Here is a 24,258-nt window from a genome sequence, read left to right on the forward strand (position 1 = left end):
CCACCATGACTTCGCTCTCCCTCGCCAGCGTGCTCGCCGAGGCCGCCCGGCGCTACCCCGACAAGGTCGCGGTCGTCGACGGCGCCCAGCGCGTCACCTATGCCGAGCTCTGGCGGCAGGCGCTCACCTACGCGGCGGGCCTGCGGGAACTGGGCGTCCGGCCCGGTGACACCGTCGCCCTCGTCGTGCCCAACGTCGTGGAGTTCCCCCGCGCCTATTACGGCGCGCTCGCCGCCGGTGCCGTCGTCGTCCCCGTGCACCTGCTGCTCAACGCGGAGGAGATGGCCTATGTGCTCCGGGACAGCCACACCAACCTGCTGATCTGCCACACCGCGCTGCTCGGGGTCGGCGCTCCCGCCGCAGCCGCCGCCGGGGTGCCGATCGCCACCGTGGGACCGGCCGCGCTGGCGCCCGAGGGCTTCGAGGGGCGGCGGCTGGAGGAGGTCGGTGCGCCGCCGCTGCCGACCTTCGTGTCGCGGGAGGCCGAGGAGATCGCGGTCGTCTTCTACACCAGCGGCACCACCGGCGAGCCCAAGGGCGCGCTGCTCACGCACCTCAACCTCGTCATGAACGCCACCGTCAACGTCTTCGACGCCAACGACGCCAAGCCCACCGACATCGTGCTCGGGTGCCTGCCGCTGTTCCACACCTACGGCCAGACCGTCGGCATGAACGGCACCTTCCGGCTCGGCGCCACGCTGGTGCTGCTGGCCCGCTTCACCGGTGCCGCAGCCCTGGACCTCATGGTCGCGGAGGGCGTGAACGTCTTCCACGGCGTACCGACGATGTACATCGGGCTGCTGGAGGCCGCGGCGGGCCGCGCTGAGCTGCCGCAATTGCGGATCTGCATCTCCGGCGGAGCTTCGCTGCCGGTCGCGGTGCTCGAGCGCTTCAACGCCGCGTTCCGCACGACCATCTTCGAGGGGTACGGGTTGAGCGAGACCTCCCCGACCGCGACGACCAACCAACCCCAGTTCGGGCAGCGTGCGGGCACCATCGGACACCCGATCTGGGGCGTCGAGGTGGAGATCGCCCGCGCCGAGATCGAGGACCGCATCGAGCTCCTCCCCGTCGGCGAGCTGGGCGAACTCGTCATCCGCGGCCACAACGTCTTCGCCGGATACCTCGACCGGCCCGAGGCGACCGCCCAGGTGATGGTCGACGGCTGGTTCCGCTCCGGCGACCTCGGACAGAAGGACGCCGACGGCTTCATCACCATCGTCGACCGCAAGAAGGACCTGATCATCCGGGGTGGCTTCAACATCTATCCCCGGGAGGTCGAGGAGGTGCTGGCCCGGCATCCGTCGATCGCGCAGGTGGCCGTGGTCGGCGTACCGGATGAGATCTTCGGTGAGGAGATCTGCGCCGTGGTCGTGGTCGCAGCCGGTGCCGCGCTCACCGAGGACGAGCTTGTGACCTGGTGCAAGGAGCACCTGGGTCGGCACAAGTACCCCCGGCAGGTGCGCTTCGCCGAGGAGCTGCCGCTGGGCCCCAGTCTCAAGGTGCTCAAGCGGGAGCTCCGCCGACGCATCATCGAGGAGGGGTAGGGGTACTTTATCGATCATGCGTACCCTCACCACCTCCGACAGCCGCATCCTCGCCGTGGAGGAGTGGGGTGTTCCGGGCGGGCTGCCGGTGCTCTACCTGCACGGCAGCCCGATGAGCCGGTTGGCGCGCTACCCCGACGAGAGCGTCTTCACCGCGCTGGGCATCCAGCTCATCACCTATGACCGGCCGGGATTCGGGCACTCCACGCCCCAGCCCGGCCGGTCCGTCGTGGACGCCGCCGCCGATGTCGAGGCGATCGCCGACGCACTGGGGATCGAGCGGTTCCCGGTCTTCGGCGTCTCCGGCGGCGGCCCGCACGCGCTGGCGGTCGCGGCGCTGCTCGGCGACCGGATCAGCCGGGTCGCGACCCTCGCCAGCCTCGCCCCCCGCGACGCGGCCGGGCTCGACTGGACCGACGGCATGATGGAGACCAACCAGCAGAGCGCCTGGGTGGCACTGCTCGGGCGGGCCGCCGTGGAGCAGCACCTCTCCAGCGCGGGCACCGCCTCCCGGCCGCAGCTTCCGGAGAACGACCAGGCGGTGCTCGCCCGGCCCGAGGTGGGGGAGATGCTCGCGGACGCGTTCGCCGAGGCGGTGCGGCCCGGGCTCGACGGGTGGGTCGACGACGTGGTCGCGCTCTTCGGGGTCGGCTGGGGCTTCGACCCGGCGACGATCTCGGTGCCGACGCGGCTCTGGCACGGCCAGGACGACTCGGTGGTGCCGCCGTCGCACTCGCGCTGGTTGGCTGAGCGCATCCCCGGAGCCGAACTGGTCCTCGCCGAGGGCGACGGCCATGCCGGTCACTTCGACGCCACCCCCGCCACCCTGTCCTGGCTCCTGTCGACTCCCGCTTAGCCGCAACTCTTGAAGAGTTGGTCCTCAACGGGGCTCGGTGATCACACCGTCTTCCCCGAAGATGGCCTGATCATGCACCTTGATCACGCCGTCTTCCCTGAAGATGGTGTGATCACCAGGCGCGGCGGCGCCGCCGCGACAACACCAACTCTTCACGAGTTGCGGCGATCTTGGCGCTGGCCCTGTCGGCTGGTGGCTGCTGCGACGGCGAAAGGTGACGCCCTGAGCGGGTGACACCCGATCGAGTGTCGGCTATCGACTGCCCCTCGCGGCGGACATAGCTTGCCCTCATGGCTACCGTTATCCAGCAGCGCAAGCTTGACAAGGCGTTCAACCACCTGGACGCGGATCGCAGCGGCTATGTCGAGGAGCAGGACCTGACCGACCTCGGTCTGCGCCTGCTCGCCAATTTCGGGGTGACCCACGAGGACCCCAAGGCACGCAGGATCGCCGACGGTTTCAGCACCTTCTGGGTGGCGCTCGCCGAGGCGCTCGACGCCGACGGGGACCGGCGGCTGAGCCCGCAGGAGTACGCCGACGGCATGATCGACGCGTTCGCGCAGGGTGACGGCGCTTTCGACCGGCATTTCCGCCCCGGCGCGATCGCGGTTCTGGAGCTCGCCGACACCGACGACGACGGTTTCGTGAACCCGGCGGAGTTCGCGGTGATGCAGCGGGCCTTCGGCACCCCTGAGGACGAGATCGGGTTCGCCTTCGACCAGCTCGACACCGATCGCGACGGCAGGCTCTCCGTGGACGAGATGATCGTCGCGGTCGAGCAGTTCTACATCGGCGCCGATGAGAACGCGGTCGGCAACTGGTTCTTCGGCCGCTACTGAGACGCGTTCTTTAGGACCAACTCTTGAAGAGTTGGTCCTAAAGAACGCGGTCAGCCGTTTCGGCCGCGACGGGCCCGGAGGTAGTCGGCGACGACGTAGCGGCCGAGGTCCTCGGTGGACGGGGTGAAGACCCGACCTCCGCTGCGCCGGGCGATCGCGTCGATGAAGCGCCGCAGGCCCGGGTCCTCGCCGAGCATGAAGAGGTTGAGCGATGCGCCGAAGCGGGTGAGCTGGTCCACCTCGACGACGGTCGCCTCGATCGTCTCGCGCAGCGGCGGCCAGTTGAAGGTCGGGCCGTAGGGACCGAGGTGCGCGGTGGGCTCGCCGTCGGTGACGACGAGCACGACCGGTTCGGACCCCGAGTGCCGGTGCAGGTGCCGGGAGGCGAGCTTCAGGGCGTGCTGCAGGTTGGTGCCCTGCTGGAAGTCGGGCTCCACGGCGGCGAGCTCGGTCTGCGACATCGCCGACGCGGCGAGGCCGAAGCCGATGATCTGCAGCGAGTCCTGCGGGAACCGGGTGGCGATGAGGTGCGACAGGGCGAGCGCGGTCTGCTTCATCGGACCCCACCGCCCCTCCGCGATCATCGAGTAGGACAGGTCCACGCAGAGCGCCACCGCCGCCGACGAGCGGCGTTCGGTCTCCACCACCTCGAAGTCCTCGACCGCCAGGGCCACCGGGGTGCCCGAACCCGAACGCAGGACCGCCCTGGAGATGGTGCGCACCACGTCGAGGGGTTGCTCGTCGCCGTACTCCCAGGGGCGGGAGGCACCGGTGATCTCGCCGGACGCGCCGGCGTCGCGCACGTCGTGCTGACCTCGGCGTCTGCTGCCCAGGTCGGCGAAGACCTGGCGCAGCGCGGTGCCGCCGAGCCGCCGCAGCGCCTTGGGGCTCAGCGTCATGCCGTCGGCGCCCTGGGCCACCCAGCCCTGGCGGCGCAGCTCGCGCTCCAGTTCTTGCAGCTGGCGTACGTCGTCCGCCGCGGACCGGCCGAGCGTGCGCGACACCTGCTCGACATCGACGTCGTCGAGAGTGGCACCGGGGTGCTCCTGCCCGAGCTGGTCGAGCATGTCGTCGAGGTCGGCGATCTCGGCGAGGGCACCGGTCGCCTCGCCGTAACCGAGCGGCTGACCGCCACGCACCTGCTCGCTGCGGTTCCACGAGAGGTCGGGGCGCAGTGCGCGGAGGTTGTCGCTGAGCGCCGCCATCTGCCGGCCCAGCTCCCCGTCGCCCAGTGCCTGCTGCATGAGCTGGGCCAGCTCCTCGCGCTGCTGCGGGGAGAGCGAGCGCATGAGGCGCTCTCCGGCGGCGGCGCGACGGGCGAGGATGTCGACGAGCTCCTCGACGGAGCCCGGCTGCTCGGGGAAGAAGTCGCCGTGCCGCCGCATGAACTCGGCGAACTGATCGGTCGTGTCCTCGCCCCGGGCATGACGTTCGAGCAGCGCGTTGAGGTCGGTCACCATCTCCGCGACGCCCTGCTGCGCGGCGGGATTGGCGAGGCCCTGCTTGAGCCCCTGGAACCGCTGCTCCAGGACATCGCGGCGCAGCCCGTCGAGGATCTGCTGGTAGAGCTGGCGGGCCTCGTCGCTGGCCCACCGGTAACCCGAGAGCTCCTCGACCGCGCGAGCGGTGGAGCTCGGCAGGTTGTCGAGTGTGGACCGGGCGAAGGCGGCATCGTCGTCGTCGCGGTCGGCGAGCATGTCCCGCTCGGCCGCGAGCGCCTGGTCGAGCAGCTGCGCGGCCCGGGTGACCGCGCCGTCGAGATTGCCGCGGCGCAGTGCGTCGCGGCGCATCCGGCGGGCGCGGGCGAGCAGGTCGTCGAGGCCGCGGCGACCGTCGAGACCCCGGCGCAGCAGGTTGCGCAGGGCCTCGCGGAGGCTGCCCCCGGCGAGCACCTCCTCGCCGACGGAGTCGACGGCGGCCCGCACGTCGTAGGGCGGCGCGAGCGGGTCGGGCCCGTCCGCCCAGGCGCCGTAGCGGTTACGCTTCCCGGCTGCCATACAGGGTCCGTCCTTCGTCGGTCTGCGCCTTCGACATCCGCCTCGTCAGGTGCAGGCCCTCCAGCGTGAACTCGATGCCGGCGGCGGCCTCACCCCGGCTCGGCGCGTCACCGAGGCCGAGGCGTTCGAGCACCTTGGCGAGGCCGGGCACGGTGCCGACCTGGCGGAGCACCTCGTCGGCGCCGACGAGCTCGCCCGTCTCGACGATCTCGCCCTCGGCGACGAGGTTGATGAAGCCGGACAGGTCGAGGCCCGCGAGCCGGGCCCGGAAGGTCTCGGCGGTGGCCTGCCGGAGCAGGTGGCTGAGGATCTCGACCTCGCGCCCCTCCTCGCCGGACTCGAACTCGACCTTGCCCCGCAGCGTGCTGGTGACCGAGACGGTGTCGCCGATCCGGGCGACCGGGTCGGCCTCGTCGAGCAGCCCGCCTCGGCGCAGGGCGGAGGCGGCGACGGTCTCGGCGGCGGCGATGGCGAAGCGGGCGGAGACGCCGGAGCGGGAGTCGACCGCGGGGGACTCCCGGACCGCGCGGGCGAAGCGGGCCAGCACCTCCACGACGTGCTCGGGCACCCGGGCGACGAGCTGCGCCTCCTGCTGCACCAGCGCGATCTCCAGCTCCAGGTCGAGCGGGTAGTGGGTGCGGATCTCGGCGCCGAAGCGGTCCTTGAGCGGGGTGATGATGCGACCCCGGTTGGTGTAGTCCTCCGGGTTGGCGCTCGCGACGAGCAGCAGGTCGAGCGGCAGGCGCAGCTGGTAGCCGCGGATCTGGATGTCGCGCTCCTCCAGCACGTTGAGCAGCGAGACCTGGATGCGCTCGGCGAGGTCGGGCAGCTCGTTGACGGCGAAGATGCCCCGGTTGGTACGCGGAACGAGTCCGAAGTGGATGGTGTCGGGGTCGCCGAGCGTACGGCCCTGGGCGACCTTGATCGGGTCGACGTCGCCGACGAGGTCGCCGACGCTCGTGTCGGGGGTGGCGAGCTTCTCACCGTATCGGGCGGAGCGGTGCAGCCAGCCGATCGGGAGCTCGTCGCCGACCTCCTCGACCGCGCGGCGGGCCGACGGCGTGATGGGTTGCAGCGGGTGCTCGTTGAGCTCGGAGCCGGGGATCACCGGGGTCCACTCGTCGAGCAGGTCGACGAGCGAACGGATGAGCCTGGTCTTACCCTGGCCGCGCTCGCCGAGCAGGACCATGTCATGGCCGGCGAGGATGGCCCGCTCGACCTCGGGCAGGACGGTGGCGTCATAGCCGACGATGCCGGGGAAGCGCGGCTGGCCCGTGCGCAGGCGCGCGAGCAGGTTCTCCCGCAGCTCCTCCTTGACCGTGCGGTAGCGGTGTCCGGCGGCGCGCAGCTCGCCCAACGTCTTCGGAAGACCAACTGGTTCGAGTGTCACTACCGCACGTTAGCTCGTCACGGAGGCCATGGCCACGATCTGCCACGCTCTATAACGTTGCATCGAGATTCATTGACTTATTTCGACACAACTGTAAAGTCTCTTCAAAGAGAGCGCTCTCACGCCTCGTCCCATACCCCCTCCCGATAAGGACCTGACGTGAGATACACCGTGCTGACCAGCGCAGCGGTGCTCGCCGCCGCGCTCGTCCTCCCCGGATCCGCCCTGGGATCCGCTCCCACCGCTCCCACCACCCCCGCCGTAGGCATGGAGCAGGCGCTCCAGCGGGATCTCGGCCTCACCGCCGAGCAGTCCCGCATCCGCCAAGCCCACGAGGCCGCCGCTCCCGTCGTGGAGAAGCAGCTCAGAGCCGCCCTCGGCGACCGGTTCGCCGGCGCCTGGTTCGCCCCCGCCGAGGGCCGCCTCGCCGTCGGCGTCGTCACCACCCGCGACGCCGCGACGGTCCGGGCCGCCGGTGCGACCCCGGTCCTCGTCGCACGATCCGAGAAGCAGCTCGCCGGGCTCAAGGCCGCGCTCGACCGCACGTCCGCCGACCGTTCCGTTTTCGCCTGGTACGTGGACCCCGCGGCCAACTCCGTGGTGGTGGCTGCCGCCAGCACCGATGCCGCCGAGCGCTTCGTGAAGGCGAGCGCGATCGACCCCGCCTCGGTGAAGCTCACCATCGGCGAGGCGCCCCGGACCCTCTACGACATCCGGGGCGGGGATCAGTACGTCATCAACGGCAACACCCTCTGCTCGATCGGCTTCTCCGTCGCGGGCGGCTTCGTCACCGCCGGCCACTGCGGCGGCGCGGGCAGCCCTACCCTGGGTTACAACAACGTCAGCCAGGGCACCTTCGCCGGATCGTCGTTCCCGAACAACGACTACGCCTGGGTGCGGACCAACGGCAGCTGGACGCCGCAGCCGTGGGTCAACAACTACGGCGGCGGCAACGTCGTCGTGGCGGGCTCGCAGGAGTCGGCGGTCGGCGCGTCGATCTGCCGCTCGGGGCGTACCACGGGCTGGCGCTGCGGCACCGTCCAGGCGAAGAACGTCACCGTCAACTACAGCGGCTCCCTCGTCTACGGCCTGACCCAGACCAACGCGTGCGCCGAGGGCGGCGACTCGGGCGGTGCCTGGATGAGCGGCAACCAGGCGCAGGGCGTGACCTCGGGCGGCTCCGGCAACTGCTCCACCGGCGGCACCACCTTCTTCCAGCCGGTCAACGAGATCCTCGGCGCCTACGGTTTGTCGCTCACGACCAGCGGTGGCGGCGGCAGCACGAGCCGGATCATCGGGTGGCAGGGCAAGTGCATCGACGTCCCCAACTCCAACGGCGTACCGGGCCAGCGGCTCCAGCTCTGGGACTGCAACGGCACCAACGCGCAGAACTGGACCTGGCCCGGCGACGGCACGATCCGCGCCTTCGGCCTCTGCATGGACGTGGCGTGGGGCTCCACCGCCAACGGCGCGGCGATCCAGCTCGCGTCGTGCAGCGGCAACCCGGCGCAGCAGTTCGTCCTGTCCGGCGCCGGTGACCTGGTGAACCCGCAGGCCAACAAGTGCGTCGACGTCACCGGCTGGGGCGGCACCGGCACGCCCCTGTCGCAGTGGGAGTGCACCGGCGGCGCCAACCAGAAGTGGTACCGAGGCTGACCTCAGCCCCCCTCGAAAGATCCGTCCCACGCTGAGCCCGATCCCGCCCGGGGTCGGGCTCAGCCCCTGAATTTTAATGCTGGACACGCCGGGAAAAGCGTCACCAAAGTCAGGATCAACACCTCGTGTGGGGGATTGCATAAGCAACTTCTATAAGTCGGTGATATAAAAGTCGTATGCGCTCTGTCGATCTCGACGTGGACCTCGCGGTCACCGTGCAGCGGCTCTTCGGCTCGATCCGGCGGCTCAGCCCGCCCGGCCTCAGCCTCACCGCCGCCTCGACGCTCGCCACGCTGGAGCGCGAGGGTGCGCACCGGCTGACCGAGCTCGCGGCCAAGGAGGGTGTCACCCAGCCCGCGATGACCCAGCTCGTCACCCGGCTGGAGCGAGACGCGCTGGCGCAGCGGGTGCCCGATCCACAGGACGGCCGGGTCGTTCTCGTCGAGATCACCCAGGCGGGCCGTGACCTGCTCAATCACCGCCGCAGGGCCCGCGCCGACAAGGTCAATTCGCTGCTGGCAGAGCTGCCCGCAGCCGATCGGCGGGCCATCGAGTCCGCCCTGCCGGCCCTCAACCGGCTCGCCGACCTGATCCCCTGAAGCTCAATCCCCGGAGAGGGGCGCACGACCATGACCGACGATCGCTACAAGTGGATCGCGCTGTCCAACACCACCCTCGGCATGCTGCTCGCCACGATCAACTCGTCGATCGTGCTGATCTCGCTGCCCGCGATCTTCAACGGCGTCGACCTGAATCCGCTGCTCCCGGGCAACGTGAGCTACCTGCTCTGGATGCTCATGGGCTACATGCTCGTCACCGCCGTGCTGGTGGTGACGCTGGGCCGGCTCGGCGACATCTACGGTCGAGTCAAGATCTACAACCTGGGCTTCGCCCTCTTCGCCGTCACCTCGGTCATCCTCTCGCTCGACCCCTTCACCGGCGGCAAGGGCGCGCTGTGGCTGATCGGCTGGCGGGTCGTGCAGGCGGTCGGCGGCTCGATGCTGATGGCGAACTCGGCGGCGATCATCACCGACGCGTTCCCGGCCGCGCAGCGCGGGATGGCGCTCGGCATCAACATCGTCGCGGGCATCGCCGGATCCTTCATCGGGCTGGTCCTCGGCGGCGTGCTCGCCGAGTGGAACTGGCGCTCGGTCTTCTGGGTCAACGTGCCGATCGCCATCGTCGGGACGGTCTGGGCATACCGCTCGCTGCGCGACAACGGCGCCCGGCGCCCCGGCCGGATCGACTGGTGGGGCAACATCACCTTCGCGGCCGGGCTGACCTCGCTGCTCGCGGCGATCACCTACGGCATCCAGCCGTACGGCGGCCACAGCATGGGGTGGACCAACCCGTGGATCATCGCCGGGCTCGTCGGCGGTGTCGCGATCCTCGTCCTCTTCTGCGTCATCGAGTCGCGGACCGCCGAGCCGATGTTCCCACTGCACCTGTTCCGGATCCCGGCGTTCGCCAGCGGCAACGCGGCGAGCCTGCTCGGCTCGATCGCGCGCGGCGGGCTGCAGTTCATGCTCATCATCTGGCTGCAGGGGATCTGGCTGCCGCTGCACGGCTACGACTACGCCGAGACGCCGCTGTGGGCCGGCATCTACCTGCTGCCGCTCACCATCGGGTTCCTCGTCGCCGGGCCGCTCTCCGGCTGGCTCTCCGACCGCTTCGGCGCCCGGCTCTTCGCCGCGGGCGGGCTGCTCGTCATGGCGATCTCCTTCGCCGGGCTGCTGCTCGTGCCGACGAACTTCCACTACGGGGTCTTCGCGGCGCTCGTCTTCCTCAACGGGCTCGGCGGCGGACTCTTCTCCGCTCCGAACACGGCGCTGGTGATGTCGAGCGTTCCGGCGCACCTGCGCGGTGTCGCCTCGGGGATGCGGGCCACCTTCATGAACTCCGGCATGGTGCTCTCCATCGGCGTCTTCTTCTCGCTGATGGTCGCGGGGCTCTCCAGCTCGCTGCCGTCGACGCTCAACGCCGGACTGACCGCGCAGGGCGTACCGGCGGAGTCTGCGGCGACCATCGCGCAGCTCCCGCCGGTCGGGACGCTCTTCGCGGCGTTCCTGGGTTACAACCCGATCCAGGAGCTGCTCGGGCCGCAGGTGCTCGGTGCCCTGCCGCCGGAGAACGCGGCGACGCTGACCGACCGGCAGTTCTTCCCCAACCTGATCGCGGGCCCCTTCCACGATGGACTCGTCGTGGTGTTCTGGCTCGCGATCATCATGGGGCTGGTCGGAGCGGCGGCGAGCCTGATCGCGCCGCGCAAGGCGGTCACGCCGCCGGACCTGGTGAGCCAGGAGACCGAGCTGATCGACGAGACCTTCGGTGCTCAGCCGCTCACGGCGGTCCCGGCCGCCGCCGAGCCCCTGCCCGCCGGTCCGCGCTAGCCGCAAGATCGCCGCAACTCTTGAAGAGTTGTGCTTAAGGCCTGGCGGCCTGAAGCAACAACTCTTCAAGAGTTGCGACTATCTCGGGTTGAGTCGGCGATCAAGCAGCGCGGCGGGCCGGTTGACCGATGTGGCCGATCGGGCTGCTGGCGTACCTTCCGTGCATGTCCACCGATGAACCGGTCGAAGCCGTCACCGTGACCTTCCCGACTCCCTCGAAACGGCTGGTCGTGCTGCCGTGGCTGGTGCTCGGTGCGACCCTGCTGCTGGTGCTGCGCAGCATCGGTACGCTGCTGGCGCAGGTGCAGCTCGCGAGCGGACCGTCCTTCGGCGACCTGGAGGCGATCGCGAGCGGGCCGAGCTTCGACTTCGTCGGCGACACCCGGGAGCTGCTCGGGACCTGGAAGCAGGCGGCGCTCGAATCGGACTCGGCCTACTACCTGATCGCATGGGCGGCCCGGGCGTACACGATCGGTGACACGATCTTCATCGCCGTCTACACGGTGCTGCTGGTCCAGCTCTGGCGCCGCGTGCGCACCCACCTCCCCGCCAACATCGAGGACTCGCGGGCGACGTGGACGCGCCTGCGCCAGGCCGCGCACCGCAAGTACCTGCCCTACCTGGCGATCGGCGGTGCCGCCGCCGACGTCATCGAGAACACGCTGCGCCTGATCATGGTGGAGCGGGCGATCGGACAGCGCTCCGTGCCCGATGTGCTCATCGTCTTCTCGTGGATCTCGACGACCGCGAAGTTCGGCCTGCTGGTGGCCTTCGGCGTACTCGTCGCGGTGCTCCTGCTCGACACCGGGCTGCTGCGCCAGTGGCTGCGCCGGGCCGGGTGGGCGCTGTGGCGGCTGCGCGTCGCCTTCGCCGCCGCCACGCTCTACGTCCTGATCCTGCTCGCCGACGCGACCGGCCAGGCCGTGGACCTGGTCCGTCGCTGGGTCGACGATGCCTCCGGCATCCTCGTCGGCGTCTTCTCCATCCTCGCCGCGCTGCTGCTCGGGCTCGTCATCTGGATCCAGGCCCGGCGGGTCGTCCTCTCCGACCAGCACCACGACCACACGCCGAAAACCATCGACGTCGTTCGCTGGCAGGTTGCCCTGGCCGGTACGGCAGCAGTGCTCGCCGCCATCGCCTGGTTCCTCGACTGGCGGGAGCTCTTCGCCGCGGCCGCCATCGCCGCCGTCCTCTTCGGACTCGGCTTCCTCGGCCGCACGCAGAAGGCCATGGCCGCCGCCGCCGCGAACAAGCGGGCCGACGACGCCAGGGCACCCGGAGCCGCCGAGGACGTGCTCGCCGCCCGGCGGATGGCGAGGCTGCTCGCGATCACCGCACCCGTCACGCTGATGATGGTGATGGCGGTGGCGTTCGCGCCGGTCCTGATCGTGCTGCCGCTCTCCGGCGAGGCCGGATCCGGCCGCTTCATCGTCGCCTGCTGCTTCGTCGCCGTGGCCGTGGCGGGTGCGCCGCTCAGCGCACTCGGCGGCTGGAAGCTGCTGCGCAGGTGGGACGGCTCGGTGGAGAACGTGCCCGCCAGCTTCGAGCACAAGTACACCGTCGGCATCGTCGTCACCGCGATCGCCGTCGGGCTCAGCATCACCGGCGCGGTCACGCACGTCTCCGCCGTCGGCGTCTGCACGGTCGTGGCGACCTTCCTCGCCGCGGTGATGCTGATCCTCGGCGAGTTCCAGCGCTGGGCCGAGACGCACACCGCCCCGCCCGGGATCCTCATCCTCGGCATGAGCCGGATGCCGTTCGCCGCGCTCACCGCGATCACGGTGGTTCTGGCGAGCTTCTGGCTCAGCGACGGCTCGGCGCACGCGGTGCACCGCCAGCGGGAACTCCCCACCGGGCTGAGCCGCAACGGGGTCACCCTGGAGAAGGCATTCGGTGCCTGGGTCGCGGGCAACTGCGCCGGCTCCGGCCATGGCGGGCAGCGGGTGCCGCTCATCCTCGTCGCCGCACCGGGAGGCGGTGTGCGGGCGGCGTACTGGACGTCTTCCGCCCTCAGCGACCTGCTCGGGCCGACGCGGGCCGACCCCGTCCCCGGCTGTCCCGCTGCGCCCGCGGACCGCATCTTCGCGATGGGCGGCGCGTCCGGCGGCAGCCTCGGCGTGCTCGCCTACACCGCCGGGATCGACACCCCCAACCGCAGCGCCACCTGGTACGACGACCAGCTCGCCCGCCCCGACTTCCTCACCGACCCGATCACCTGGATGCTCACCACCGACCTCGCCCGTGCCGTGGTCGGCTACGGCGGCGAGGACCGTGCCAAGCGCCTCGAGGACAGCTTCTCCCGCAACGTCCCCGGCCTCGGCGACGACTTCTTCGCCGGATCGTGGGGGCTCGACGGGCACCACCCCGTCATGCTCATCACCGGTACGCAGGTCGAGAGCGGCTGCCGTCTCAACATCGGTGCCGTGCGCCTCACCGACGCCGCGAGCCGGGCACGGGCGGGCACCGACCGCACGGTCTGCACCTCGCTCGGCCGGGGGGACGCGCAGGACGACGCCCCGGTCACCACGGACGTGCTCGACGTCCTCTGCGGACCCGAGCCGGGCAGCGACCTGCTGAGCCTCTCGCGGTCGACGGCGGCGCTGCTCTCCGCCCGCTTCCCCTACGTCTCCCCGTCCGGGCAGTTCTACGGCTGCGGCGATGCCCGGCGGACCGCGATCGTCGACGGCGGGTACGCCGAGAACACCGGCATCGGCCTGCTCGCCGCCCTCTGGCCGCACCTCGAACCGCTGATCGCCCGGCACAACGCCACCCCCGGCAACGCGACGATCATCCCGGTCTTCGCCGAGGTCGACAACCACTACGAGCGGGTCGCGGCGTCGGGGGTTCCGGCGCGTACCGTCGAAGGGCTCGTGCCGCCGTCGACGCAGGCCCGCCCGGACCAGCTCGACGACCGGGCGATGGAGGCCATGATCGCTGGGCTATTCACCGGTGCCGTCCCGGGAACGGCCGCCTCGTGCGATGTGGCGTCGGGGGAGGGACGATTCGTGCGGATCAACCCGCGGACGTCCCCCGGACTGCCCGCCCCGCTCGCCTGGACGATGTCGAAGCTCGCCACCGACGACCTCACGGCGCAGCGGAAGATCGCCCTCGACGGTCCGGGCCCGAAGGCACTGGGCGTCTGGGCGACCGGCACGGTCGTCTGCGCTCCGTAACCGCGCCGCTCGTGCTGCGGCGCTGCGGCGCTGCTCGTCGCAGTGCGGTGATCACGTCTGGTTCAGGGAATCCGACGTGATCACCGCGCTAGATCACGTCGGATTCCCCGAACCAGACGTGATCGAGGAGGGGATGCCGCGCAGCATCGCGTCATTTCGAGCGGCACGCAGCTCGCGCCGATCTTGTCGATGCGGTGGTCACCGCCCGCGTTTGCGCGCCCCGACATCGGCGCACATGCGCGCGTTCAGACCACCCGACGCGCGGGGGTCGCGGATCTAAGCGTCGTAGCCGCGCCAGGGCATGCCCCCAACGCGCCATGATCTGCGATCACCCAGCGACCGCCGCACGGGTCAGGGCTGGGCGGCGGGGGCGAGGCTGTCGACGGTGAAGGCCGGGAAGTCGGCCGGGTCCGGCCGCCGCTCCCGATTCTCGAAACCGGCCGCCTGCGCGGCCCCGATCCGCTCCATCATCAGGATCGCGAACGCCCCCGTCGCCAGGTAGAGCACGTCGAACAGCGCGATCAACACCGTCAGCACCCGGTCGTCGACGGTGACCGGGAGCAGCGCGGTGACATAGACCCCGACCGTGTGCAGCGTGAAGCACGCCCACCACCCCCACACCACGGCGAGCAGCCCGCGCCGCGGGAACCGGCCGGGAACGGCGCTCGCCGAGGCGATGTCCGCGATGACGAGCGCGGGCAGGATGAGGTTGGCCAGCGGGATGAACCAGGCGCCGACGGTCCACCCCGGCGAGTAGGTCGGCCGGGCACCGGGGAGGTCGGCGACGTTGCGGCGGGCGCGGCCCAGCCAGGAGAGGAAGAGTACGCCGGACGCCAGCACCAGCAGCAGGCTCGCGACGGGCGGCAGGGTCAGGCCGGTGACCTTGCGCATCTCGTCGATCGTGAGGACGTTCCAGTGCATCATCAGCCGGGCGACCGACCCGGCGAGGTCGACGACCGTGGCGAGGCAGACCGCGATGATGCCCGCCGACGCGGCGAAGCAGAGCCGCCGGATGGAGGTGGTCTGTGGCACGGATCGGGCTCGCTCTCGATCATGACGGCGGGGTGGTGGCCGTGTGACGCTACGACCAACCACCCCGCATTGACAAGATCAGGCGGTACGGGCGGCGATGTCGCGAAGGTAGGCGAGGTTGTCGCGGGTGCGTTCGGCGAGGGGGAGCACGGTGGAGAAGTCCTCGACGGTGACCCACCCGTCGTACCCGTGCTGCGCCAGCGCCGTGAAGTACGCCTCGACGTCGGCCTGCCCGTCCCGCAGCGTCGCCCACTGCTCGGCCCAGATCGCCGTGCCGTCGGGTTTGCGGCCGGTCTGCCGCCACGCGACGTTCTTGACGTGCACGTGGGCCAGGTAGGGGCCGAGGAGCTGGAACCCGGCGAGCGGGTCCTCCTGCCCCTCGATGACGAGGTTGCCGAGGTCGTGGATGACCCCGACGTGCGCCGGGTCGAGGCCGTCGACGAGCCGGATCGCGGCCGACGCGGAGGCGACGATCGTGCGGTGGTGCAGTTCGATGAGGGCGGTGACGCCGTGGTGCGCGGCCCGCTCCGACACCCAGGCGAGGTCGCGGCGGGCGCCGTCGAAGAGGTCGCGGTAGTCGCCGGTGCCCAGCATCGGCATCGTGACCCGGACCCGGTCCGCGCCGAGGACGGCGGTGGCGGCGAGCATCCGCTCCACGTTGTCGTGGTCGTAGCACCGGGCGTACCCGCCGATGGCGGAGAGGGCGAGTCCGGCCTGGCTGGAGAGGGCCGCGATCGTCTCGAGGTGGTCCTCCAGGCCGGTCAGGGGGAAGGTGGCGCGGTTGCCCGCCCAGAAGCCCGGTTGCGGTGCGTCGTCCTGGTCGGTGATGCGCCACTCGACGCCGTCCCAGCCCTGGTTCGCGAGGTGGGCGACGGCCTCGGCGGGCGTCCACTCCGGTGTCGAGGCGGTGAAGACCGAGAATTTCACGGGTGATCCTCCGTGCCGTTGGTGTCGAACGCGCCTTCGATGACCGTCTGCACTTCGATGGGCTGGGCCAGCTCGGCGGAGAGATAGATCGCCTTGACCACGGCGAGTGCCAGCAGCGCGTCGGAGACGCCGATGCTCGACGGGGTGCCCTGGTCGATGGCGTTGACGATGTCGTCGTACTGGCGCAGGTGGCCGACGATGAAGTTGTCCGCGGGCTTGGCAGCGCCGTGCAGGTCGGCGGCGGGGACCTCGGCGGCCGCGAGGTTGACCGGTCCGGCCGGGTCGGGTGCGTCGGCGTCGGGTGCCGCGTAGAAGTACTCGAGCTGGTCGTCGTTGATGATCGCCGAGCCGCGCGAGCCGTGGATCTGCAACCGCACCGAGAGCCCGGGATAGGCGGCGGTCGTCGCGTGCAGCACGGCGAGCGCGCCGGAGGCGAACCGGATGCTCGCGACCGCGACGTCCTCGACCTCGATCCGCTCGTGCGCGAGCCGCCCGGTGTAGGCGAAGACCTCGGTCGGCTGGCCGAGCAGCCAGACGAGCAGGTCGACGGTGTGGATGCCCTGGTTCATCGTGGCGCCGCCGCCGTCGAGCTCCCAGGTGCCGCGCCAGCCCGCCGAGTCGTAATATGCCTGGCTGCGCCACCAGGCGACCGATGCGACGGCGGAGGTGAGGGTGCCGAGGCGGCCCTGTGCGACGGCCTGGGCGACCGCGACGCTCGCGGGGTCGAAGCGGTGCTGGCTGATCACGGCACAGACCTGGCCGCGGAGTTCTGCCTCGCGGGCGAGCTTGACGAGGTGGCCGGCGCGGGGCAGCGACACGTCGACGGGCTTCTCGATGACGACGTGCTTGCCCGCCGCGAGGGACTCGGCAGCGGCCTCGACGTGCATGCCGCTCGGGGTGCAGATGACGACGAGGTCGATCTCGCGGTCGGCGAAGGCGTCGGCGAGCGTGGCGAAGCGGCCCGGGTCGGCACCGCCGTTGCCGGTGATCCGGTCGGCGAGCGCGGCGTTGGCGGCGGCGTCGGGGTCGACGACGGCGTCGACGCGCAGGCGGGGATGGCGCAGCATCGCCAGGGCGTGGTTGTGCCCGATGATGCCGCTGCCGACGATGGCCGCCCGGATGGGGCCGCCGGAGGTGCCGCTCATACGGTCTGGACTCCGATCGATTGGGTGAGCGCCGCGAACGCGCGGGCTGCCCGGCCGAAGGCGGCCGGTCCGGAGAATCCGCCCAGCGAGTGCTGGTCGGCGAGGTGGGGTTCCAGCGACGCGAAGCCGGCGAAGCCGTCGTCGCGCAGCGCGGTCACGGTCTCCAGCAGCTCGCCGTCGCCCTCACCGGCGGGCACGACCACGCCGGTGTCGGCCAGCGCGTCTTTCACCTGCAGATATTCGAGGTACGGGCGGAGCTGGGCGTATCCGTCGGTGAAGGGCCGGACCCCGCACTGGACGAAGTTGGCGTTGTCCCAGGCGACGCGCAGTGCCGGTGACCCGACGGACTCGATGAGGTCGAGCACCCGTGCGGGGATGTCGCCGTAGATGTCCTTCTCGTTCTCGTGGACCAGGATCAGGCCCTCGCGCTCGGCGACATCGGCGAAGGCGCGCATCCGGGCCAGGACCGTGTCGCGGATCGCCTCGACCGGCACGTCCTCGCCGCGATAGAAGGAGAAGAGCCGGATGTATCGGCTGCCCAGGTGGTGTGCGGCGGCGACGGCGCGGTCGAGGCGAGCCAGCTCGGCGTCGGCGTCGCCGAAGACGTCGACCTTGCCGATGGGGGAGGCGATCGCCGAGACGCCCATCTCCCGCTGGTCGAGGAGGGTCTTCAGCGTGTCCAGCTGGTCGGTGGTGAGGTCGACGATGTTGGTGCCCCACGCACTGCGTACCTCGATGTGGTTTGCTCCGAGCGCTTGCAGCACGCTGAGCTGGACCACCGGGTCGGCGTCGATCTCGTCGCCGAAGCCGGACAGCGTCCAGGTTGTCGTCACTTGACTCCTCCTGCGGTGAGCCCGCCGACCAGGTATCGCTGGAAGGCGAGGTAGAGCACGACCACGGGGACGGCGCAGACGAGTGCCGCCGCCATCATCTGGCCGTAGACGGGGATCGCGCCGCCCTCCTGGGTGGCGCCGAAGACCTGCAGCGCAACGGCTGCGGTCCGGGTGTCGGGGTTGGTCATCACGGAGGCGAAGAGTACGTCGTTCCAGCCGAGCAGGAACGCGAAGATCGCCGATACGACGAGACCGGGCCAGCTGAGCGGGACGACGATCCGGGTGAGGATGCCCCAGGACGAGGCGCCGTCGATGCGGGCCGCCTCGTCGAGCTCCCGGGGCAGCCCGCGCAGGTAGGTCACCATCACCCAGGTCGAGAAGGGCAGGGCGAAGGTGAGATAGGTGATCAGCAGCGCCCACCGCGTGCCGATCACCTGCACGTCGAGGAAGGTCGCGGCGCTGGCGAAGAGCACGAAGACCGGCAGCAGCAGCAGCGTGCCCGGGATCGACTGCAGCGCCAGCAGCCCGCGCAGGATGCTCAGCCGCCCCCGGAAGCTGAAGCGCACCAGCACATAGGCGGTGGCGATCGAGACGAAGGCGCAGAGCACCGCGACCGACCCCGCGACGAGGACGCTGTTGACCAGCCCGTCGCCGAGCTCGACCGTCGACCAGATCAGGCTGTAGTTGGTGAGCGAGAAGTCCTGCGGCCAGTAGGCGCCGCCGGCGACGGCGAGGTCGGAGCTGACCGAGGCGAAGACCATGTAGGAGACGGGCAGCAGCACCACGGCGAGGAGCGCGATGATCACGACGGCGCGCAGCCATCGCGGCAGCAGCTGGGTGACGGCGTTATGACGGCTACTGCTCACGGGTTCTTCCCCTCCTGACCGACGTCGAGCTTCACCGCGCGCAGGTAGATCCCGAGCGGGATCGCGATGAGCAGCAGCGACAGCACCGCCATCGCGGCGCTGAGCCCGAAGCGGAAGTTCTGGAAGCTCTCCACATAGGTGAGCACGGGCAGCACCTCCACGTCGTGCGGGCTCGGTACGCCGAACATCACGAACGGCAGCGTGAAGCTGTTGATGTTGTGCAGAAACGCGATGAGCAGCGCCAACGAGACCGGCCCCCGGAGGTAGGGGAAGATCACGTAGCGCAGCTTGACCCACCACTCGGCCCCGTCGAGGGCGGCCGCCTCGTGCACGGCGGGGTCGACGGACTGCAACCCGGCCAGCGCCAGCAGGTAGATCAGCGGCCAGCTGGCCCACGTCTGCACGATGATCAGCGCCCAGTAGCTCTGCGGCCCGTTGAGCCAGAGCCCGGAGTGGATGCCGACCTTCTCCAGCAGGCCGTTGGCGACGCCATCGGGTTGCAGGATGATCCGCCACACCGTGCCGACGACGAAGGCGGGCAGGACATAGGGGATGAGGAAGACCGAGCGGACCAGCCCGCGCCCCCGGAAGCCCTGCTGGGTGGCGAGCGCGGCGGCGAGCCCGATCGGCAGCGTCGCCACGGTCACGATCGCGGCGTAGGAGGTGCTGACGCCGATCGAGTGCAGCAGCGGCGAGACCTGCACCGCCTCGACGTAGTTGGCGAGCCCGATGAAGGGCGCCTGCACCCACTGGCGGAACGTGTACTGGTCGAGGTCGAGCAGGGAGATGTAGAGGGCGACGAGCAGCGGGACCACGATCACCACGACCATGAGCAGCCCGCCCGGCGCGAGCATCCACAGGGGACGGTTGCGCTCGGTGATGGTGCGGCGCCGGGCCCGGCCGGTCGCGGGGGGAAGCTCCGCAACCGGCCGGTCGGTCGCCACGTCCGGCTTTGTCGCCGGAATCGACGTGGTCATCTGCGCTAGATCACTTGACCTTGTCGAGCGCGGCCTGCGCCGTCGTCTGCGCGGTGGCGAGCAGCGCCTTCAGTGCCGCCTCGTCGACCTTGCCGGCCGCGAGGTTGGGCACCGACTGCACCACGACGTTGACCAGGGCGAGCTGCACCTGGCTCCAGGCGCCGCTGAACGGGGTGCCGACCGCCTTCGACGAGGAGTCGATGATCGCCGCGAGGGCCGGGTCGCTCTGCAGCGTCCGCGCCGCCTCGGCGTTGGTCGGCATCTCCCCGAAGGTCTTGTAGTAGGCGGCCTGGCTGTCGGCGCTGGTCAGCATCTTCACCAGCGACAGGGCGAGGTCCTTGTTCTTGGTGTACTTCGCCACGACGAGGTTGTCGCCGGAGAGGATGCTCGTGGCACCCTGCCCGCCGCTGGGCAGCGCGCTCTCACCCGGCGGGATCGTCGGCATGATGGCGTAGGCGTACTTGCCCGCGACCGCGGACTTGTCGAGGGTCACCTTGGAGGTGGCGGAGACCATCGGCAGGAACGCCGCCTTGCCCGCGCCGAAGGCCGCGATCGCCTGCGCGTTCTTCCAGCCGGCCGCGGCCGGGTCGACGACCTTGTCGGTGGCGAGCCAGCCGAGGTAGGTCTGGTAGGCCTTCAACGTCGCGGGCTGGTCGAGCTGCGCCTTGCCGTCCTTGACGAGCTGGTTGCCCGCCTGGGTGTTCATCGCCCAGATGAACTTCCACGGGTCGAAGCTGTCACCGTATGCGACGGCGAGGCCGAAGGTGCCGCCCTTGGTGAGCGACTTCGCCTGCGTGAGCAGGCCGTCCCAGGAGTCGGCCGGCTTGTCGATCCCGGCGGCGGTGAGCAGGTCCTTGTTGTAGGCCATGACGAACGGCCGGCTCGTGAACGGGACGCCGACCTCGTGGTCCTTGTCCGGACCCGAGATGCCGAGCGTGGCCGGCAGGAACTTGTCGCGCCCGCCGAGCTTGCTCCAGTCGTCCGCCGTCAACTCCACAAAAGCCTTCGTCGCGTACGCCGTGGGCGTGAACGTCGTACCCAGTGAGTAGACGTCGGGGCCCTGCCCGGAGAGGACGGAGGTCTGGATCTTCGTGAGCTCGTCGTTCGGGGAGGCGAAGGTCTCGAAGGCGACCGAGGCGCCCGTCTCCTTCTTGAACTTCTCCGAAACGTCGGTGAACCACTGCTTCTGCTGCGTCGGATAGATCGAGTTGGCTTGCACCAGCACGTTGAGGGTCTTGCCGGCGTTGGATTCGCCGTCGGTGCTGTCAGAGCCGCACGCGGCGATGGTCGATCCGAGCAGGATCACGCCGGCCAGCGCTACGAGACCGCGTTTCACTTTCATCTATTTAAACTCCTCAGTGGAGCGATGCGCGTGTCGCTACCGCTGTCGCTACCGAGTAGGGCCGGTGGCAGGCGTTTTCGGGCGCATCGGGTGGCGAGCTGGCGGCCAACGTATCAATCTGGAAATGTGGTGGCAATCGTTTGCCAATTTTTGCCACGTATGGTTGCCTGGCCGCATGGAGACCCCTGAGGCGCCCAAGCGGACGCGCCCGGTGACGATCAACGACATCGCCGCGCTGACCGGCGTCGCGGCCTCGACGGTCTCCCGCGCGCTCAGCAAACCCGGCCGCGTCAACGCCGTCACCCGGGAGCGGATCGAGGCGGCCGCCCGCGAACTCAATTACGTGCCCAACACCCAGGCCCGGGCATTGAGCTCCGGCCGCACCGGCACGATCGCCGTGCTCGTCTCGGCGATCACCAACCCGTTTTACTTCGGCATCATCCGGGGCACCCAGCAGCAGCTCAAGGCAGCCAGCTATGCCCAGCTGCTGATCGACACCGAGGACTCGGGCGAGCTGGAGATCGCGATGCTGCACAAGATGCGCCAGTCCCTCGACGGCGCGGTGCTCGCCGCCTCCCGCCTCTCCGAGCGGGCCCTGCACAACCTGTCGAACGAGATCCCGATCGTGACGATCAACCGGCACGTCGAGGGCGTACCGAGCGTGATGATCGATACGCCGGGCGGGGTGAGCCAGGCCGTCGAGCACCTGATCTCGCTGGGGCACCGGGACATCGTCTACGTCTCCGGCCCGGCGACCTCGTGGCCCAACGAGGCCCGCTGGCACGCCGTCCGGGCGACCACCGCCGCGCACGGGCTGCCCACCCAGCGGATCGGCCCCTTCCCGGCCGAGCGCCTCTCCGGTTCGGCCGCGGCCGACGCGCTCGTCAACACCAGGGCCACCGCCTGCGTCGTCTTCAACGACATGCTCGCGATCGGCATGCTCACCCGGCTGCGCGAGCGCGGCGTGCGGGTGCCCGAGGACGTCAGCATGGTCGGCTGCGACGACATCTTCGGCGCCGACTTCTGCCACCCCACGCTCACCACGCTGACCGCGCCGATCGAGCAGGCGGGCCGGGTCGCCGTCGCGATGCTGCTGTCGCTGATCACCGATCGCTCGCCCGCGCACACCCAGCGCCGGTCCGTGGTGCTGCCGACACACCTGACGATCCGGGAGTCCACCGGGCACGCGGTCGCCGTTCGCTGACCGCTCGGGCGGCGCCGCCCGCCCGGCCGCAGATCCTCATCGGACCTCTCGGCCGATCAATGGACGCGGATGCGTGTGACTACCATACGTCGTCGGTTCTTCACCGCATGCGACTTCTCCCGGAGGACTCGTGTTCGCGTTCTTGAACGAGGTCTCGGTCCAGTTCGTCACCGGGGTGATCGCCTCGATCTTCCTGCTGCCGCTGATCCGGGTCTTCTCCTGGTTGACGCGGCGGCGCTGGCGCTCGCACCTGCGGGATTTCTTCGGCATCAACGGCGAGAGCCGCGGCGCGGTGCAGATCAAGGTCTCGTGCATCCCGGTGATCCCCCGGGGCACGGTCGCGGTCACCGATCACACCGCCGGCTTCAACGGCAACGCCATCACCGAGCCGGAGTACCAGGCGGCTCTCGTCCTCACCCAGGCGATCCAGGCGAAGCCGCTCGCGAGCTTCCTGCGGGCGTTCGCCGAGCACCTCGGCGGCGAGTCGATCGACCCGCCCGAGATGTGCCAGATCTCGCTGAGCCCGCCGCGGCCGGCCGGCCACCCCCGGCTGCCGGACTTCCCCAAGAGCTACGTCGGCGAGCACCCCACCGACGTCTACGAGAAGCCGGTGCGCGAGCAGATCGAGAAGGTGCTCGGCCGGGGCGGTACGACGGTGCTGATCGGCTCCAACGTCTACAACCTGCTCACCGACTTCGCGCTGCGGATCCTCACCGAGCGCGACAACGCCAACCACGTGGTCTTCTACCGATCCCAGGTGGCCGACTCCTGGGAGCGCGGCGTGGTCATCCGGACGCAGGACGCCAACGCGTCGGCCCGGCGCGTCTTCGAGCGGCTGCCCCTCGCGGTCGAGACGCCCGACAGCGGTGCCTACACGGGTGAGACCGTGCACACGGAGTATTTCGTCATCCAGCGGCTCTCGGTGAAGCGGCGGCAGTGGCCCGGTGCCAGGGCCGGCACGGTCTTCGTCTGCGCCGGTAACAGCTCCGACACCTCGGCACTCGCCGTGGAGACGCTCGCGCAGACCTGGAAGTCGCTGCACAAGGAGTACGGCGATGCCGACTTCACCAAGGTCTTCAAGGTCAAGCTGGTCAAGCGGGGCGATGAGCCGGCCGATGTGCTGCCCAACTATCCCCGGATGCAGTGGGCGTCGTCGCGGCTCTCACGCAGTGGTCGGGCGGAGCGCGGCAACGACTCGTTCAAGTAGCGCCACCACGTCGTGGGGGCTCGCCACCACGATGTCGGCGGCCGCGACGACCTCCTCGACGGTCTCGGTGTTGGCGACCGCCACGTTGACGGAGGTGAATCCCGGGTCCTGCTCGGCGCGTTCGCGCAGCGCCAGCATCGCCGGGACATCACCGAGGTCGTCGCCGAAATACCACACGCAGGACAGGTCCTTGGCGATCGCGCGGACGACCGCACCCTTGTCGCGGTGGACCGGCGGCGCGAGCTCGATCACCATCCTGCCCGGCAGGGCGCGTACGCCGTACTCGGCGGCGATCTTCTGGGCCCACTCGGTGATGCCGCCCTCCTGCTGCGGGGCGGTGCGGAAGTGCAGGCCGACCGAGAGGCGCTTGAACTCCACCAGCACCGACGGATCGAGCTCCGCCCGAGCGCGCCGCTCGATCTCCACGAAGACGGGCAGGAACGGCTCGACCTCGGGGTCGGTCTGGATCTCGCCCTGCTCGTCGATCCACTCCATGCCGTAGAGGCCGAAGCGGCTGATCGGGAGCTCACCGGTCTGCTGATGCAGGAAGCCCGCCGGTCGGCCGGAGATGACGGCGATCGTCCCGACGAGGGCCGCGAGCTGCGAGATCGCGGTGATAGCGCCCTCGGCGGGCTTGACCGTGGCGGGGTTGTCCTGCAGCGGCGAGAGGGTGCCGTCGAAGTCGAAGAAAAAGCCGCACCGCTCTGCCTGGCGGGCGGTCGTCTCCAGCGCCGTGGTGAGCTGAAGATCGTCGATCATGGGCTCAATATATCCGACAGGTGCCTCGCGCGACGTCATACAGGCTCTGTTACCGCCCTGTCGGGTTCCTAAACCTGGATCGCCAGCGCCACCGAAAGTAATCGGATGTATGTCTCCG

Annotated in this window: 19 protein-coding genes; 9 read left to right on the forward strand and 10 right to left on the reverse strand. The window is 70.2% G+C overall.

Annotation, left to right across the window (positions count from 1 at the left end):
- Nucleotides 1–5: 5 nt before the first annotated feature.
- The 3 genes from F4553_RS29920 (at nucleotide 6) to F4553_RS29930 (ending at nucleotide 3,242) form a co-directional block, all read left to right on the forward strand.
- Complete coding sequence (locus F4553_RS29920; protein WP_184842608.1) at nucleotides 6–1,547, forward strand: long-chain-fatty-acid--CoA ligase; 1,542 nt, start codon at nucleotides 6–8, stop codon at nucleotides 1,545–1,547.
- Nucleotides 1,548–1,563: 16 nt separating this feature from the next.
- Nucleotides 1,564–2,403: an alpha/beta fold hydrolase gene (locus tag F4553_RS29925; RefSeq protein WP_184842611.1), complete on the forward strand. Its 840-nt coding sequence runs from the start codon at nucleotides 1,564–1,566 to the stop codon at nucleotides 2,401–2,403.
- A gap of 290 nt (nucleotides 2,404–2,693) precedes the next feature.
- Complete coding sequence (locus F4553_RS29930; protein WP_184842614.1) at nucleotides 2,694–3,242, forward strand: EF-hand domain-containing protein; 549 nt, start codon at nucleotides 2,694–2,696, stop codon at nucleotides 3,240–3,242.
- Nucleotides 3,243–3,292: 50 nt separating this feature from the next.
- Here the strand turns inward: F4553_RS29930 and F4553_RS29935 are convergent, their stop codons facing one another.
- Both F4553_RS29935 and F4553_RS29940 read right to left on the reverse strand, forming a co-directional pair.
- Entirely contained in the window at nucleotides 3,293–5,239 is a 1,947-nt protein-coding gene (locus F4553_RS29935; protein WP_184842617.1) for a vWA domain-containing protein, read from the reverse strand.
- The gene (locus F4553_RS29940) at nucleotides 5,220–6,629 is read right to left on the reverse strand and encodes a magnesium chelatase ATPase subunit I (RefSeq protein WP_184842620.1); all 1,410 of its coding nucleotides are present in this window, start codon (nucleotides 6,627–6,629) and stop codon (nucleotides 5,220–5,222) included. The genes F4553_RS29935 and F4553_RS29940 overlap by 20 nt, the downstream gene beginning before the upstream one ends.
- A 159-nt stretch (nucleotides 6,630–6,788) precedes the next feature.
- On the opposite strand from F4553_RS29940, the gene F4553_RS29945 reads away from it, so the two are divergent.
- The 4 genes from F4553_RS29945 to F4553_RS29960 all read left to right on the forward strand — a co-directional run bounded on the left by F4553_RS29945 (nucleotide 6,789) and on the right by F4553_RS29960 (nucleotide 13,848).
- Complete coding sequence (locus tag F4553_RS29945) at nucleotides 6,789–8,285, forward strand: ricin-type beta-trefoil lectin domain protein (RefSeq protein ID WP_376776310.1); 1,497 nt, start codon at nucleotides 6,789–6,791, stop codon at nucleotides 8,283–8,285.
- 176 nt (nucleotides 8,286–8,461) lie between these two features.
- The gene (locus F4553_RS29950) at nucleotides 8,462–8,884 is read left to right on the forward strand and encodes a MarR family winged helix-turn-helix transcriptional regulator (protein WP_184842623.1); all 423 of its coding nucleotides are present in this window, start codon (nucleotides 8,462–8,464) and stop codon (nucleotides 8,882–8,884) included.
- A gap of 30 nt (nucleotides 8,885–8,914) precedes the next feature.
- Entirely contained in the window at nucleotides 8,915–10,675 is a 1,761-nt protein-coding gene (locus F4553_RS29955; RefSeq protein WP_184842627.1) for an MFS transporter, read from the forward strand.
- 164 nt (nucleotides 10,676–10,839) lie between these two features.
- The gene (locus F4553_RS29960; protein WP_184842630.1) at nucleotides 10,840–13,848 is read left to right on the forward strand and encodes a phosphatidylglycerol lysyltransferase domain-containing protein; all 3,009 of its coding nucleotides are present in this window, start codon (nucleotides 10,840–10,842) and stop codon (nucleotides 13,846–13,848) included.
- Between the two features lie 351 nt (nucleotides 13,849–14,199).
- Here F4553_RS29960 and F4553_RS29965 read toward each other — a convergent pair whose 3' ends face one another.
- The 7 genes from F4553_RS29965 to F4553_RS29990 form a co-directional block, all read right to left on the reverse strand.
- Nucleotides 14,200–14,880 carry a DUF4328 domain-containing protein gene (locus F4553_RS29965; RefSeq protein WP_184842633.1) on the reverse strand — a complete coding sequence of 227 codons (681 nt, stop codon included), beginning with the start codon at nucleotides 14,878–14,880 and terminating at the stop codon, nucleotides 14,200–14,202.
- Between the two features lie 78 nt (nucleotides 14,881–14,958).
- On the reverse strand, nucleotides 14,959–15,807 hold the full coding sequence (locus F4553_RS29970; protein ID WP_184842635.1) for a sugar phosphate isomerase/epimerase family protein: 849 nt from the start codon (nucleotides 15,805–15,807) through the stop codon (nucleotides 14,959–14,961).
- Nucleotides 15,804–16,952 carry a Gfo/Idh/MocA family protein gene (locus F4553_RS29975; RefSeq protein ID WP_184842638.1) on the reverse strand — a complete coding sequence of 383 codons (1,149 nt, stop codon included), beginning with the start codon at nucleotides 16,950–16,952 and terminating at the stop codon, nucleotides 15,804–15,806. The genes F4553_RS29970 and F4553_RS29975 overlap by 4 nt, the downstream gene beginning before the upstream one ends.
- Complete coding sequence (locus F4553_RS40270; RefSeq protein WP_312875442.1) at nucleotides 16,949–17,785, reverse strand: sugar phosphate isomerase/epimerase family protein; 837 nt, start codon at nucleotides 17,783–17,785, stop codon at nucleotides 16,949–16,951. The genes F4553_RS29975 and F4553_RS40270 overlap by 4 nt, the downstream gene beginning before the upstream one ends.
- On the reverse strand, nucleotides 17,782–18,651 hold the full coding sequence (locus tag F4553_RS40275) for a carbohydrate ABC transporter permease (RefSeq protein ID WP_312875443.1): 870 nt from the start codon (nucleotides 18,649–18,651) through the stop codon (nucleotides 17,782–17,784). The genes F4553_RS40270 and F4553_RS40275 overlap by 4 nt, the downstream gene beginning before the upstream one ends.
- A complete protein-coding gene (locus tag F4553_RS29985) occupies nucleotides 18,648–19,628 on the reverse strand; it encodes a carbohydrate ABC transporter permease (RefSeq protein WP_184842641.1) in 981 nt (326 codons plus the stop codon). The genes F4553_RS40275 and F4553_RS29985 overlap by 4 nt, the downstream gene beginning before the upstream one ends.
- A 10-nt stretch (nucleotides 19,629–19,638) precedes the next feature.
- Entirely contained in the window at nucleotides 19,639–20,970 is a 1,332-nt protein-coding gene (locus F4553_RS29990) for a sugar ABC transporter substrate-binding protein (RefSeq protein WP_184842644.1), read from the reverse strand.
- Nucleotides 20,971–21,145: 175 nt separating this feature from the next.
- Here F4553_RS29990 and F4553_RS29995 point away from each other — a divergent pair, with 175 nt between their 5' ends.
- Together F4553_RS29995 and F4553_RS30000 are read left to right on the forward strand one after the other, a co-directional pair.
- Nucleotides 21,146–22,174 carry a LacI family DNA-binding transcriptional regulator gene (locus tag F4553_RS29995; protein WP_184842647.1) on the forward strand — a complete coding sequence of 343 codons (1,029 nt, stop codon included), beginning with the start codon at nucleotides 21,146–21,148 and terminating at the stop codon, nucleotides 22,172–22,174.
- A gap of 130 nt (nucleotides 22,175–22,304) precedes the next feature.
- A complete protein-coding gene (locus F4553_RS30000) occupies nucleotides 22,305–23,381 on the forward strand; it encodes a hypothetical protein (protein WP_184842650.1) in 1,077 nt (358 codons plus the stop codon).
- Here F4553_RS30000 and otsB read toward each other — a convergent pair.
- Nucleotides 23,337–24,140 carry a trehalose-phosphatase gene (gene otsB, locus F4553_RS30005; RefSeq protein ID WP_184842653.1) on the reverse strand — a complete coding sequence of 268 codons (804 nt, stop codon included), beginning with the start codon at nucleotides 24,138–24,140 and terminating at the stop codon, nucleotides 23,337–23,339. The genes F4553_RS30000 and otsB overlap by 45 nt on opposite strands.
- Nucleotides 24,141–24,258 lie beyond the last annotated feature (118 nt).

Source organism: Allocatelliglobosispora scoriae (assembly GCF_014204945.1).
GTDB lineage: Bacteria > Actinomycetota > Actinomycetes > Mycobacteriales > Micromonosporaceae > Allocatelliglobosispora > Allocatelliglobosispora scoriae.